A 14172-nucleotide genomic window follows, 5' to 3' on the forward strand; every position below is an offset into this window, starting at 1 on the left:
CTTGCGTCAGTCGACCAGCGCGATGCCGAACTCCGCCGCCGACTGAACGAACGCGCGCAGAAACGCCGGCTCGAACGAGCGGCCGACGGCGAACACGAAGCCGTCGTCCTCGCGCCAGAGCGTGACGCCGACATGCGCCGTCACGGTGGTGGCGGCGGTGCCGACCGAAAACTCGTTCGGGTCGAGATCGAGCGCGACGAGCTTTGCCAGCACATCGGGCAGATGCGGTCCGGATGCCGAGAGCTGCACGGTGCCGCCCGACTGGTCGAAGGCCGACGCCTCGGGCGAAAACGCCGCGTCGAGCTTTTCCACCAGCGCATCGGGATCGCCATCGGACGAGATTTGCCAGCGGCCCGGCCCGATGCCGACCACGCAAAGATCGCCGGCGACCACGCGCTGCGGCCCTTCGGGCAGCGTTGCACCGAGCGATTTTGCGCGCTCCGCCGACAGGCCGGCGCGGCCGGCAACCAGCACGGCCACCGCCTTGTCGAGGCGCTTCAGCGTCACGCCGGGCGTCTGCGTGGACGCGCCGTAGCGGCCGGGCGGCAGAGATTTTGCGGGATGGATGGAGGCGAGAAGGTCAGCCACGGAGGCGCACTCCTTCCGGATCGATGAAGCAGGGGGCGCAGATCTCGACCTCGATGTCGGTGCCGCGCAGCCCGTCCCAGGCGCGGAAGACTTCGCCCACCATCGCGCTGCCGCCGACCAGGAAACCGAGGCCGATCGAATGCCCGAGCGTCGGCGACCAAGTGGCGGAGGATAGCCAGCCCTGATCGTTGCCGGTGGTCGGCTTGGCGCCGGGTTTCAAAAAATGCGCGCCGGCGCGCAGCATCTGCGTGCGGTCGACCGGTTTTATGCCGACCAGCGACGGCCGCCGCGGATCACGAAACGCCTCGCGGCCGGCCAGCACGCGGCCGATATAGTCTTTCTTGGTCGAGGCCATGCGGGCAAAACCGAGATCGGCGGCCGAGGTCTGGCCGTTCAGCTCCGGCCCCGAGACGTGGCCCTTCTCGATGCGCATCACCGCCAGCGCCTCGAGCCCGTAGGGCACGATGTCCTGGGCCGCCCCGGCCTTTGCGATGGCGCGGGCCAGCGCCTCGCCGTGCCGCGCGGGAACCGCGACCTCGTAGCCGAGCTCGCCCGAGAACGACACGCGGAAGACGCGCGCCTTCACGCCGCCCATCACGGTGGTCTCGGCGGCGCCCATGTAAGGCAAGGCCTCGGCCGACACGGCGGCGGCATCGTCCACCACGCCCTGCAGCACGTCGCGGGCGCGCGGACCGGCGATCGCGATCTGCGCCCACTGCTCGGTGGTGGAGGCCATGCGGACATCCAGCTCCGGCCACAGCACCTGATGACAGAAGACGAGGTGCTGATAGACGCGCCCCGCATTCGCGGTGGTGGTGGTCATCGCCCAGCGATCTTCGGAAAGGCGCGTGGTGGTGCCGTCGTCCATCACGATGCCGTCCTCGCGCAGCATCACGCCGTAGCGCACTTTTCCGGGCTTCAGCGTCGAGAAGGTGTTGATGTAGACGCGGTCGAGGAAGGCGCCGACGTCCGGCCCGGACAGCTCGATCTTGCCGAAGGTCGAGACGTCGATCCAGCCGACCCGCTCGCGCACCGCCAAAACCTCGCGGTTCACGCTGTCGCGCAGCGTCGGCTCGCCGCGGTGCGGGAAGTAGGCCGCGCGCAGCCACGGGCCGGCCTCGACGAATTGTCCGCCCAATTCCTCCGCAAAGGCGTGGCTCGGCGTCGGCCGGGTCGGCCGGAAATCGGGTCCGCGATGGTGGCCGGCAAACGCTGCGAGCGCCACCGGCGTCCAGGGCGGACGAAACATCGTGGTGCCGGTCTGCGGAATGGTGCGGCCCGACACCTCCGCCAGAATGGCGAGGCCCGCCACGTTGCCGAGCTTGCCCTGGTCGGTCGCCATGCCGAGCGTAGTGTAACGCTTGAGATGCTCGACGGAGGAAAACCCTTCCTTGTGGGCGAGGGCGACGTCCTTGGCCTTCACGTCGTTCTGAAAGTCGACGAAGGCGAGCCCCTTCGATTCGTGCACCCACCAGAACGGTTTTTGGCCGGTCGCCTCGCTTTCCGCGCGGGGCGGGGTCGGGTCGGCGGCGGAGAAGCCGAGATCGCGCGCCGCGGCCGCGCCTTTGCGCCCGCCGTCGGCGAGGCAATCGGCGAGCGAGAAGGTGCCGGTGGCGGCGCCCGCGACCGTCATGCCCGGCGGGCATTTGCCGGGCACGAAGGCGGCGATCGTCTCGTCCCAGGAGGGCTTGCCGCCGTGATGGCAGGTGAGATGCACGTTGGGCGAGAAGCCGCCCGACATCATCAGCCCGTCGACGTAAAGCGTCTCGCGGCCATGGCCGGTTTCGACCGACACGATGCCGAGCGTTTTTCCGCGGGTCGAAACCACCTTGCCGCCGAGAATGGTGCGAATGCCGCGCTTCTGCGCGCCGCCGGTGATCTCGGGAGACACGTCGGTGCGGACATCGACGATCGCCTTCACGCTCGCGCCGGCATCGTGCGCATCGAACGCCGCGCGCCACGCCGCGTCGTTGTTGGAAAACACCGCCGAGGTTTTGGCCGGCGCCACGCCGAAGCGATTGACATAAGTCTGCGCCGCGGCGGCGTGCATCACGCCGGGACGGTCGTTGCCGCCAAAAACGATCGGGCGATCCATCGCGCCGGCGGCGAGCACCACGCGCTTCGGAATGATCTTCCACAACCGCTGGCGCGGCTGGAACGGTGCGGGCACCGCGACGTGATCGGCGACGCGCTCGAGCGCGCCGTACTCGTCGTCATAGGCGCCGAACACCGCGGTGCGGACCATCAGCCGTACGTTCGTGAAACTTTTCAGCTCGGCGATCGCGCGGGTGACATAGGCGCCGGGCGTGTCGTCCTCGATCGTCGTCTTCTCCGACAGCAGACGCCCGCCGAACGCAAAATCTTCTTCTGCAAGGATCACACGCGCGCCTGCACGGCCGGCGGCGAGCGCCGCCTCGAGCCCGGCCGGGCCGGAGCCGATCACCAAGAGATCGCAGAAGGCGTGCGCCTTCTCGTAATGATCGGGGTCGGGGCCGTCCGCTGCGCGGCCGAGGCCGGCGGCACGGCGGATCGCCGGCTCGTAGAGCTTTTCCCACGCGGCCTTCGGCCACATGAAGGTCTTGTAGTAGAAGGCGGCGCCGAAGAACGGCGACAACAGGCCGTTCACCGCCATAGCGTCGAAGGCCAGCGAAGGCCAACGGTTCTGGCTCGCCGCCTCGAGGCCGTCGAACAGCTCTGCCGTGGTCGCCCGCGTGTTGGGCTCGCGGCGTGCGCCGCTGCGCAGCTCCACCAGAGCATTCGGCTCCTCGGAGCCAGCGGTGAGAATGCCGCGCGGCCGGTGATACTTGAACGAGCGTCCGACCAGTTTCACGTCGTTGGCGAGCAGCGCCGAGGCCAGCGTATCGCCAAAGTATCCCTGGTAGGCAATGTCGTCGAAGGTGAAGGCGAGCGGGCGCGAGCGGTCGATCTGCCCGCCTTTTGCGAGGCGGCTCACGACACGGCCTCCTTCTCGCTGGCGTCGGAGACGCTGGCGTCGGGGACGCTGGCGTCGGGGATGCTCGCGCCGGCGAAACGCGCGCCGGTTATCTCGTGCGTCAGCGTGTTTCGTGAAACCTCCACCCAGCGGCGGCAGCCATTGGTGTGATACCACAGCTCGCGATGGCTGCCCGCAGGGTTGCCTCTCGGATAGACATAGTCGTGAAAGGCGAGGATCGCGTCGGGGGCCGACGGGTTCTTCGGGCGGGTGCCGGTCGCGTCGCCGAGATAGCTGAACTCGTGCGCGTCGCGCGGGCCGCAATAAGGACAGGGAATACGCATCAGTGCAGGTTCGGCTGTGGGCCGGCTCCCCGTTCGTCGATGACTTTTCCGGTGCGGAAGCGGTCGAGCCGGTACGCCGCGCTCAACGGGTGCGGGGTGTCGGTCGCGATCGTGTGAGCAAAACACCAGCCGGACGCGGGGGTCGCCTTGAAGCCCCCGTAATTCCAGGCGCAGTTCAGATAGAGGCCGGGCAGCGGCCCGATGTCGATGATCGGCGAGCCGTCCATCGACATGTCGCAGATGCCGCCCCATTGGCGCAGCAGCCGCAACCGCCCGATCATCGGCATCAGCGCCATGCCGCCTTCGAGCACGTCCTCCATCACCGGCAGGTTGCCGCGCTGGGCGTAAGAGTTGTAGCCGTCGAGATCGCCGCCGAACACCAAGCCGCCCTTGTCGGACTGCGAGACGTAAAAGTGGCCGGCACCGAACGTGATCACGCCCGGGATCAGCGGCTTCACCGCCTCCGACACGAAGGCCTGCAAGACCTGGCTCTCGATGGGCAGTCGCAGATCGAGCTTTTCGGTGAGCCGCGAGGTCGAGCCGGCGAGCGTCAGCGCCACCTTGTCGGCCATGATCGGCCCGAGCGAGGTCTCGACCCCGGTCACCGCGCCGGTGCGATCGCGCAAGAAGCCGGTCGCCTCGCAGTTCTGCACGATGTCGACGCCGAATTTGTCGGCACCGCGTGCAAAACCCCACACTACGGCGTCGTGACGCGCGGTGCCGGCGCGCGGCTGCATCAGGCCGCCGCGGATCGGAAAGCGCGCATTGTCGAAATCGAGGAACGGCATCATCGTCCGCACCTCGTCGCGATCGAGCAGTCTTGCGCCCGCGTCCGCGAGCAGCATCGCGTTGCCACGGCGGGCATAGGCGTCACGCTGCGCGTCGGAGTGAATCAGATTGACGATGCCGCGCTGGCTGGCCATCACGTTGTAGTTCAGCGTCTGCTCGAGCCCTTCCCACAGCTTGACGGACCATTCGTAGAACGGCTCGTTGCCGGGCAGCAGATAGTTGGAGCGGAAGATCGTGGTGTTGCGACCGGCATTACCGCCGCCGACATAGCCCTTCTCGATCACCGCGACATCGTGAATGCCGTGGTTCTTGGCGAGATAATAGGCGGTCGCGAGACCGTGGCCGCCGCCACCGAGGATCACCACGTCGTAGCGTGGTTTCGGCGTCGCCGCCCGCCAGGCGGGCTCGGTGAAGCGGTTGCCGGTGAGGCCGTTCACCACGATGTTGAAAAGCGAGTAGCGCATGGGTTCGTTGTCACCTCGGCCGCCGGGCGGCGGCACCCCCGCAGCGTGAGCGAGAGAAACTCACGCGGTCCTTTTCAGCCCCGCCATCACGATGCCGGTGGCGGTTTCGGCCGCGAGCGAGAGGGTGCGCAGATCCTCCGGCTCGAGATTGTGGACATCGGTTTTGCCCGTGCAGCGCGCCATCATCGAGCACTCGGAGACGGCCGCTTTCAGGAACGCGGCGAGCGCGGCCTCGGCCTTTTGCGCGTCGGGCTCTGGGAAGCTCATGCCGGCGGCATCGATCGTGCCGCCCATCGCCAGCGCGGCCGAGACCTCGGCGATGCCGGCGTTCACCCCGAGCGACATCGCCTTCGCGAGATCGGTGCCGGAGCGCAGGCCGCCGAACCAGACCAGCGGGAATCTCTCCTCCGCCTTCAGGCCGCGAAGGATCGTGATCGCGCGGCGCATCAGCGACAGATCCGGCGCCCCTGAGAGATCGGCTAAGGTTTCGCCGAGATGGCCGGTGCCGTCGAGAACGATCAGATCCGCGTTCTGCTCGACTGCGAAGGGCAGGGCACGCTCGGCCGACTCGGGCGTCACGATCAGGCCACGCAGCTGGCCGCGCCGCAGAGCTTTCGGCATGGCGAGGTCGGACGTTTTTGTGATCCGCAGCAGCACGGCCGCCGCCTCGGGCGCGCCGGCGTTCGGCGCATCGACGATCTGCAGCCACGGAAATCCGTCGCCGAGCTTTTCACGTCCGATATGCGCGCCGCCAGCGGACGCGATCGCCGCGGCTGCGGCGCTTCTGATCACGTCGGGCGTCGTCTCGAGGCTTGCGACCAGCATCGGCTGCGCGAGCGTCAAGCCTTCGCCGAGCGGCGTTTTTGTCTTGCACGCCTCGCGATAGGGGTCGATCACCAGCCGCGTCAGATTGGCCGGCAGAAACACCAGGTCGTCGAAGGTCGCGCGGCCGATACGCGGCTCGTGCGGGCGCATGGCGAGCCGCTCGCTGGTGAGGCGCACCACGTCGGCGGGCTTGGTGTCGGGCCGCGCCATCGCAAAAATCGCCTCGCGCATCTTCACCGAATAGTCGGCCGAGCCGGTCTCGCTGTCGCAGCGATAGCAGCGCGCCGCCTGCTCCTTGGCGGTCTGATCGTCGTAGTTCGCCTCGGCGTCGCTGAAGCCGTCGCCGGAAATGCCTTTGAACGGCGGCTCTGCGAGACCCAGAATCTCCCAGCGCGGATCCTGCGCCACCGGCACCGCGCGGGTGCGATAGGGCGTGCGATACGGCACCGGATGCGCGTTGCCCTCGAGCGCGGCGACGACGTAATAGGCGGCCTTGTGGCCCTGATACATCGCCTGCACGATGGTCGAGGAGCCGAACGCCGCGTCGCCTGCGGCATAAACCTTGTCGAGCCGCGTGCCCATGTCGCCTTCGCGCGTGGCGATGTGGTTGCCGTCCATCAAACCGTGCTTGGCGAGCTCGAGGCTCGCGGTCTTCTGACCGACCGCGGCAATCACGAGGCCGCACGCGATGTCGAACTCGGAGCCCGCGACCGGCGTCCACACCTTGCGGCCGTCGGTGCCGGCAGCACCCGCGCGCGTGAGAACGCAGCCGAGCGATAGGCCGCCGTTGGCCTCCTCCACCGCGGTCGGCGCGACGCCGTAGACGATCTCGATCCCTTCCGCGAGCGCCGCCTCCAGCTCGTATTTGCGCGCGGGAATCTCGTCGGGACCGCGACGATAGAGCACCGTCACCTTCTTCACGCCGGGCAAACGCTTCGCCGTGCGGCACGCGTCCATCGCGACGTCGCCGCCGCCGACCACCACCACGTGCGCGGGCAGGATCGGCCGATCGCCGCCATTGATGCGGTTGAGGAACGACACGCCGTCGATCACGCCGTCGAGGTCGTCGCCGGGCACGCCCAGATTTTTGCCCTTGGACGCGCCGATCGCCAGCAGCACGGCATCGTGAGTCTCACGAAGCGCATCGAGCGTCACCGTCTCGCCGAGCGGCGCGTCGAGATGCAGCGTGATGCCGGGGCAGCGCGACAGAATGCGATCGATGTCCTCCTGCACGACCGAAGCCGGCAGGCGGAAATCGGGAATGCCCCACAGCGCCATGCCGCCGGGCCTCGACTGCGCCTCGTAGAGATCGACGCGGTAGCCGGCGAGCGCGATGTCCTGCGCGGCGGTGAGGCCGGCCGGCCCGGCGCCGATGATGGCGACCTTTTGCGGCTTGTCCGGCTGAACCGGCGGTAGCTTGTATGTGGGGCCGAGCGCATCGAGCACCCAGCGCTTGAGCGCGCGGATCGCCACCGGCCCGTCCGATTTGGTGCGGCGGCAGGCCGGCTCGCACGGCGCGTCGCACACCCGCCCGCACACGGCGGACAGCGGATTGGTCGCGGTGATCGCCTCGAGCGCGCCTTCCTTGTCGCCGGCCCAGATCAGGCCGACATAGGAGGCGACGTCGGTGCCGATCGGGCAGGCCACCTGACAGGGCGGCGGCTGATAATGCGGCAGCGCCGACTGGTCAGCGGAAAGGTCGAGAGAGAACGGCTTGCAGCTCGACATGATCAGGCGACCTTGGTGAGCAGCTCGGCCGAAGCCGCGCGATAAGTTGGATCGTAGGGCAGGCCGGTGATGGCGGCGGCCTCGGGCGTCAGCGCCACCAGGTCGTCGCGCGAGAGCTGCTGGAAGTCGCTGTGCCCCAGCGCTTTCGTCAGCATCGCGATCTGCCGGCGCACGACCTCGAAGAAACGGGCGATCGCCTGCGCCTGCACCTCGGTCTGATAACGCGCCTCGTGCTCGGGATCCTGCGTCGCGATGCCGACGACGCAATTGCCGACGTGACACTGCATGCAGGAGATGCAGCCGCCCGCGATGATCGCCGCGGTACCCATCGCCACCGCCGAGGCGCCGAGCGCGAGCGCCTTCACCGCGTCGACGCCGTCCTTGATGCCGCCCATCATCACGATCGGCATGTCGTTCTTGGCGTCGATGTCCTTCAGCCCGTCGAGCGCCTCCTGCAGCGCGGCGAGCGTAGGAATGCCCACATTCTCCAACACCTCGGTCGAGGCCGCGCCGGTCGAGCCCTGCAGCCCGTCGAGCTGGACGAAGTCGAAGCCGTCCTTGTAGGCGATCTTGATGTCGTCGCGCACGCGGCCGGCGCCCATCTTGATCGAGATCGGCTTCGTATAACCGGTCGCCTCGCGAAACTCCTCGACCTTGATGACGAGATCGTCGGCACCCATGATGTCGGGGTGGCGCGAGGGCGAGCGCAGGTCGATGCCCTCCGGAATGCCGCGGATCGCCGCGAGTTCTTTCGTCACCTTCTTCGCCATCAGCTGGCCGCCGAGGCCGGGCTTTGCGCCCTGCGAGATGTAGATCTCGAGCGCGTCGGCCTTCAGCATGTCGTGAATGTTCCAGCCGAGCCGGCCGGACAGGCACTGATAGATCAGCTGGCTCGCCTCGGCGCGTTCTTCCGGCAGCATGCCGCCTTCGCCGGTGTTCTCCACGATGCCGGCGAGCCGCGACGCGCGGGCGAGCGCCATTTTCGTCGACTTCGACAGCGCACCGTACGACATCGGCGCGATCAGCACCGGCATCGACAGCTTCAGCGGAACGGCGCCATGGCGATCGCCGAGCGTCATCGCGAGGTTCACGCCGTCGAGCGCATCCTGCGTCGGCGTCAGCCGGGCCGGATCGACCTTCAATGCAATGTCGCCGAAATGCGGCAGCGGCTTGGACGCGCCATAGCCGCGGATGCGATAGCGGCCGATCAAGCTCTTGGCGTGGATGTCCTCGACGACCTTGGCGTTCCAGTAGGTCTCGCCCTCGGAAAAGACCGGGTGGGGCAGGGGCCGTGAGATCGGCTCGTTCACGCCGTAACGCAACTTCGTGCCGGCATTGACGATCTTCTTGAAGGTGCCGCCGAAGGCGATGCCGTAGCGATCGAGAAACGCACGGATGTCGGCGAGGTCCTCTGCGGTCGGCTCGACCACCTTGGCGTCCGACCCGAGGTTTTCCACCTTGCCGCCGACGAAGATCGTGCCGCCCGACATGTCCTCGCCGACCCGGTCGCCGGAATCGCCGAGAATCACGATGCGGCCACCATACATCATGTAGCCGGCGAGGAAGCTCGCATTGCCGCAGCACAGAAGCGTGCCGGCCTTCATCACCTGGCCCGCGCGCGAGCCGAGATTGCCCTTGATCACCACCTCGCCGCCGCGCAGCGCGACGCCGGCGATCGCACCGGCATTGCCGCCGACCACCACGGAGCCGGCATACATCGAGTCGCCGACACCCCAGCCGACGTTCGATTCCACCTCGAACCGCGCCCCGTGCGAGAGACCGGCGCAAAAATAGCCGGCGGAGCCCTTCACGTGCACCGTCACCGGCGCGACGAGGCCGACGCCGATGTGATGACGTGCGTCCGGATTCACCACCTCGATGTCCTCGCCCGCGGCGGCGGCGGCGCGGATCGCCTCGTTGGCGTCGCGGACCGGGAGGGTGCTCAGATCGATCGTGACCATGTGCGGAACGTTCCTGGCGCGGGCTCGGTGGTGGCGAGGGGCTTTCCGGGGAAAAGCCGGTTCAGCGAGACTTCTTCCGAGGCGATCGCGACGAGGCCGTCGTCCTCGTACATGACCATCGGCTTGGCGGCGAGGCGGTCCTTGGCGAAGCCGATGCCGTCCTTGGTGGAGACGAGGAACGAGAAGGTGCCGTCGAGGTCGTCGACCGATTGCTCGAGCGCCTGCTCGAGCGTTTCGCCACGCGCGAGCTTGTCGGCGACATAGACCGCGATCAGCTCACTGTCGTTGTCGGTGCGGAACTCGAAGCCGCGCGCCTCGAGCCTGCGCCGCATCTTCCAGTAGTTCGTGATCTGCCCGTTGTGGACGATCGCCACGTCGGCGAAGCCGGTCGCCCAGAAGGGATGCGCGGCCTCGGGCTTCACGTCGGATTCGGTCGCGAGCCGCACGTGGCCGATGCCGTGGCTACCGCGGATCTCGCTCACCCGGTAGGTCTCGTCGAGCTGATGCGAGGTGCCGACGTCCTTGATGATGTCGAGCGTCGAGCCGATCGAGACGAGCTTTGCCGCGTGCTCCATCGCATAGGCGAACGGGCGGATCTCACCGGAATAGTCGACGTCGACCACCACCGTCGCGCCTTCGCGCTTCTCGCTGCGCAGCGTCGCGCCGTGCGCGGCGAGCGCTGCGCGGATGCGGTCGAGCGCCGCGGTGTCGTCCTCGGCCACCATGAAGCGCAGCCGCAAGCCCTCGATGCCGTCCTCGTAGAGCGCGAAGCCGGTCGAGTCGGGGCCGCGATGCTGGCAGCCGTCGAGCATGTCGACCAGCGCGCGCCCGAGAATCTGGTTCGAGCCCTGGGTCTTGAAGAAAATTCCGGCGATCCCGCACATCGTTCGCCTCCTCGCGTCGAGCGTCGGCACCATACGCAGAGCGGGATGTGGCGTCAATTCTCAAGAAAACAAGTTTCGCGTCGTGAACATAGCTGCCGAGATTGTCGGCACGGGTTTCGGAAGGAAGGAGAGCTTTTGACGGGGTATTTGCGAGCTTCGCGGATGAATTGCACAACCGCGAGGCACGATGCGATTTTCCTGTGCAGAAAGAAAGTTTCATCAGTGTTGAAGCCGGAACCGTTCTGCCGTAAGCGAGAAAGGCGCGGCACATGGGCGAGCTCGAAACCCCCGAGAGGCAACGGCCCGCGGCCGCATCGCGCGACCGGACCATGGGATATCGATATGGCGACCGACCTGTCGAAGATTGCCGCTGACCAGCGCATCGAATATTTTCTGATCTCCTACGTCGATCTGTTCGGCTGCCTCCGCGCCAAGCTGGTGCCGGCCGCGGCGATCGCCGGCATGCAGAAGAACGGCGCGGGGTTCGCCGGCTTCGCGACGCATCTGGACATGACGCCGGCCCATCCCGACACGCTCGCCGTGCCGGACCCCGACAGCCTGATCAGGTTGCCGTGGAAGCCGGAGGTGGGGTGGCTCGCGGCCGATCTCTATTGCGACGGTGCGCCGGTGCCGGATGCCCCGCGCAACGTGCTGAAGGCTCAGATCGCTGCGGCGAAGACGCTCGGCCTGCAGATGAAGACCGGCGTCGAGTGCGAGTTCTTCCTGCTCAATCGCGACGGCTCGGCGATCGGCGACGTCTGCGACGAGTATCCGAAACCCTGCTACGACCAGATGGCGCTGATGCGGCAGTACGATCTCATCAAGGAGATCTGCGACGCCATGCTGACGCTCGGCTGGAAGCCGTATCAGAACGATCACGAGGACGCCAACGGCCAGTTCGAGATGAACTGGGAGTACGACGACGTGCTGGTCTCGGCCGACCGCCACGTCTTCTTCAAGTACATGGTGAAGTCGCTCGCCGAACGGGCGGGCTATCGCGCGACCTTCATGCCGAAGCCGTTCAACACGCTCACCGGCAACGGCTGCCACATGCATGTGAGCCTGTGGAAGGACGGCGCCAACGTGTTCGAGGACGGCGTCGGCGAGCTCGGCATGAGCGCGCTCGCCTACGACTTTCTCGGCGGCGTGATGCATTCGGCGGCCGATCTGTGCGCGATCTTCAACCCGACCATCAACAGCTACAAGCGCATCAATGCGCCGATCACCGCCTCGGGCGCCACCTGGTCGCCCAACACCATCAGCTACACCGGCAACAACCGCACTCACATGGTGCGCATCCCAGAGAGCGGCCGCTTCGAGTTCCGGCTGATGGACGGGGCCACGAACCCGTACCTCGCACCGGCGGCGCTGTTGATGGCCGGGCTCGACGGCATCGCCAAGAAGCGCGATCCCGGCGAGCGGCTCGACATCGACATGTACACCCACGGCCACACGGTCCAGAACGTGCGAAAGCTGCCGCTCAACCTGCTGGACGCATTGCGGCTGATGGAGAAATCCTCGGTGGTGCGGGACGGCTTCGGCGACACCTTCGTCGACAGCTACATCAAGCTGAAGATGGAGTCGTGGAACGCCTTCATGAGCCACGCCACCGCCTGGGAGCGGCTGCACACCCTGGACTGTTGAGCCGCCACCGGCTACGCCCGTCACTCCGGCTCGCATCGCGCCGCCCCGCCTTCGGGGCGGTGCCGGTGGCGTGCGGGAATTTTCGTCGGACGCCCGGCGATCAACCGGATTGCGTGAGATGACCATCCGAACGTATGTCTTGACGTTGTCGTGTGCCGACACGGTCGGCATCGTCGCCGCGGTCTCGGGCTATCTGTCCGGCCACGGCATCTTCATCACCGAGTCCGCGCATTTCGGCGACACCGAGTCGGGCCGCTTCTTCATGCGCACGGTGTTTCGGGCGACCCCCGAGCAGCCCTCGAAGGCGCAGCTCGAGGAGGGCTTTCTGCCGATCGCCCGGCGCTTCCAGATGGATTGGAAAATCTTCGACACCGCGGTGAAGCCGCGGGTGATGATCCTCGTCTCGAAGTTCGACCACTGCCTCAACGATCTCTTGTACCGCTACCGCACCGGCGCGCTGCCGATCGAGATCCCGGCGGTGGTGTCGAACCACCCGGATCTCCAGCGCGTGGTCGAGTGGCACGGGATCCCGTACCATCATCTGCCGGTGACCAAGGACACCAAGGCCGAGCAGGAGGGCAAGATCCTCGAGATGGTCGATCGCCTGAAGATCGATCTCGTGGTGCTCGCCCGTTACATGCAGGTGCTGTCGCACGACATGTGCGAGGCCGTGTCGTGGCGCTGCATCAACATCCACCACTCGTTCCTGCCGAGCTTCAAGGGCGCCAAGCCCTATCACCAGGCGCATGCGCGCGGCGTGAAGATCATCGGCGCGACCGCCCATTACGTCACGACCGATCTCGACGAGGGGCCGATCATCGAGCAGGGCATCGAGCGGATCGACCATACGTTCACGCCGGAGGATTTCGTGGCGCTCGGCCGCGACATCGAGAGCGTGGTGCTGGCGCGGGGCGTCCAGTTCCACATCGAGCACCGGGTGATCCCGAACGGCAACAAGACCGTGGTGTTCCGCCGATGACCGCCAGACTGATCGACGGCAAGGCGTTTGCCGCCACCGTGCGCGGCCGCCTCGCCGAGCGCGTGAAGACGTTCGTGGCAAAGCGCGGCTTCGCGCCGGGGCTCGCGGTGGTGCTGGTCGGCGACGATCCGGCGAGCCAGGTTTATGTGAGGAACAAGGTCGCGCAATGCGCCGAGGTCGGCGTGCGCTCGCTCGAGCATCGCTTGCCGGCGACCACCTCGGAGGGCGAGTTGTTGGCGCTGGTCGCCGCGCTCAACGCCGATCCCGCGGTGCACGGCATTCTCGTTCAGCTCCCGCTGCCGAAGGGGATCGACGAGACCAAGGTGCTCGCCGCGATCGCGCCGGAGAAGGATGCCGACGGTTTTCACGTCGTCAATGCCGGCCTGCTCGCCACCGGCGGCGCCTGCACCGTGCCGTGCACGCCGCTCGGCTGCATGATGCTGATCGAGGACGTGCTCGGCGACGTGTCGGGTGCCGAGGCGGTGGTGGTCGGGCGCTCCAACATCGTCGGCAAGCCGATGGCACAGCTTCTGTTGCGCGCGAACTGCACGGTGACGATCGCCCATTCCAGGACGCGCGACCTGCCGGGCGTCTGCCGCCGCGCCGACATCCTGGTCGCCGCCGTGGGGCGCCCGGAGATGATCCGCGGTGACTGGGTGAAGCCCGGCGCGTGCGTGATCGATGTCGGGATCAATCGCGTGCCGCGCAACGACGGCTCCGGCAAGACGCGGCTCGTCGGCGACGTCGCCTTCGACGAGGCGAAGGTGGTCGCCGGTGCGATCACCCCGGTGCCCGGCGGCGTCGGCCCGATGACGATCGCGTGCCTCCTCACCAACACGCTGTCGCTCGCCGAGCGGAGCTGACGCACCGTTCGTCGCGCCCCGGGGCCTTCCTCGAGAATTTGGAAACGTCCGCCCCTTCACCTCTCCCCGCGAGCGGGGAGAGGTCGGAGCTTGCGCGCCAGCGAAGGCTCCGGGTGAGGGGCGGCCGCTGGCTCGGCGGGGGGGGCCCCCCCCCCCCCCCCCCGCCCCCCC

General features: G+C 67.5%; 10 protein-coding genes. 3 read left to right on the plus strand and 7 right to left on the minus strand.

Annotation, left to right across the window (positions count from 1 at the left end; all coding sequences use genetic code 11):
• Positions 1-6: 6 nt before the first annotated feature.
• The 7 genes from A33M_RS15600 to A33M_RS15630 are packed head-to-tail and all read right to left on the minus strand — an operon-like array spanning position 7 to position 10515.
• Positions 7-588 (minus strand): sarcosine oxidase subunit gamma, encoded by a 582-nt coding sequence (locus A33M_RS15600; protein WP_008388913.1) that lies wholly within the window; start codon positions 586-588, stop codon positions 7-9.
• A complete protein-coding gene (locus A33M_RS15605; protein ID WP_008388916.1) occupies positions 581-3541 on the minus strand; it encodes a sarcosine oxidase subunit alpha family protein in 2961 nt (986 codons plus the stop codon). The genes A33M_RS15600 and A33M_RS15605 overlap by 8 nt, the downstream gene beginning before the upstream one ends.
• Entirely contained in the window at positions 3538-3864 is a 327-nt protein-coding gene (locus tag A33M_RS15610; protein WP_008388918.1) for a sarcosine oxidase subunit delta, read from the minus strand. Before A33M_RS15610 ends, A33M_RS15605 begins: the two co-directional genes overlap by 4 nt.
• Positions 3864-5117, minus strand: a complete 1254-nt coding sequence (locus A33M_RS15615; RefSeq protein WP_008388919.1) for a sarcosine oxidase subunit beta family protein — start codon at positions 5115-5117, stop codon at positions 3864-3866. Before A33M_RS15615 ends, A33M_RS15610 begins: the two co-directional genes overlap by 1 nt.
• A gap of 60 nt (positions 5118-5177) precedes the next feature.
• Positions 5178-7670 carry an FAD-dependent oxidoreductase gene (locus A33M_RS15620; RefSeq protein WP_008388922.1) on the minus strand — a complete coding sequence of 831 codons (2493 nt, stop codon included), beginning with the start codon at positions 7668-7670 and terminating at the stop codon, positions 5178-5180.
• A gap of 2 nt (positions 7671-7672) precedes the next feature.
• Positions 7673-9631, minus strand: coding sequence for a glutamate synthase-related protein (locus A33M_RS22505; protein ID WP_008388923.1), 1959 nt, complete (start codon positions 9629-9631; stop codon positions 7673-7675).
• Positions 9613-10515 carry a class II glutamine amidotransferase gene (locus A33M_RS15630; RefSeq protein WP_008388925.1) on the minus strand — a complete coding sequence of 301 codons (903 nt, stop codon included), beginning with the start codon at positions 10513-10515 and terminating at the stop codon, positions 9613-9615. The genes A33M_RS22505 and A33M_RS15630 overlap by 19 nt, the downstream gene beginning before the upstream one ends.
• Positions 10516-10857: 342 nt before the next feature.
• Here A33M_RS15630 and glnT point away from each other — a divergent pair, with 342 nt between their 5' ends.
• The 3 genes from glnT (at position 10858) to folD (ending at position 14001) form a co-directional block, all read left to right on the plus strand.
• A complete protein-coding gene (gene glnT, locus A33M_RS15635; RefSeq protein ID WP_008388928.1) occupies positions 10858-12159 on the plus strand; it encodes a type III glutamate--ammonia ligase in 1302 nt (433 codons plus the stop codon).
• A gap of 124 nt (positions 12160-12283) precedes the next feature.
• Positions 12284-13138: a formyltetrahydrofolate deformylase gene (gene purU / locus A33M_RS15640; protein WP_237718393.1), complete on the plus strand. Its 855-nt coding sequence runs from the start codon at positions 12284-12286 to the stop codon at positions 13136-13138.
• Positions 13135-14001, plus strand: a complete 867-nt coding sequence (gene folD, locus A33M_RS15645) for a bifunctional methylenetetrahydrofolate dehydrogenase/methenyltetrahydrofolate cyclohydrolase FolD (protein ID WP_008388933.1) — start codon at positions 13135-13137, stop codon at positions 13999-14001. The genes purU and folD overlap by 4 nt, the downstream gene beginning before the upstream one ends.
• Positions 14002-14172 lie beyond the last annotated feature (171 nt).

Origin of the sequence: Rhodovulum sp. PH10 (genome assembly GCF_000293785.1) — a bacterium.
Classification (GTDB): Bacteria; Pseudomonadota; Alphaproteobacteria; order Rhizobiales; family Xanthobacteraceae; genus Rhodoplanes.

What these genes read in the sequence shown, in the direction of transcription:
- A33M_RS15610 (WP_008388918.1), bottom strand. Translation starts at nt 3,864, where the DNA reads ATGCGTATTCCCTGTCCTTATTGCGGCCCGCGCGACGCGCACGAGTTC.
- A33M_RS15615 (WP_008388919.1), bottom strand. Translation starts at nt 5,117, where the DNA reads ATGCGCTACTCGCTTTTCAACATCGTGGTGAACGGCCTCACCGGCAAC.
- A33M_RS15620 (WP_008388922.1), bottom strand. Translation starts at nt 7,670, where the DNA reads ATGTCGAGCTGCAAGCCGTTCTCTCTCGACCTTTCCGCTGACCAGTCG.
- A33M_RS22505 (WP_008388923.1), bottom strand. Translation starts at nt 9,631, where the DNA reads ATGGTCACGATCGATCTGAGCACCCTCCCGGTCCGCGACGCCAACGAG.
- A33M_RS15630 (WP_008388925.1), bottom strand. Translation starts at nt 10,515, where the DNA reads ATGTGCGGGATCGCCGGAATTTTCTTCAAGACCCAGGGCTCGAACCAG.
- glnT (WP_008388928.1), top strand. Translation starts at nt 10,858, where the DNA reads ATGGCGACCGACCTGTCGAAGATTGCCGCTGACCAGCGCATCGAATAT.
- folD (WP_008388933.1), top strand. Translation starts at nt 13,135, where the DNA reads ATGACCGCCAGACTGATCGACGGCAAGGCGTTTGCCGCCACCGTGCGC.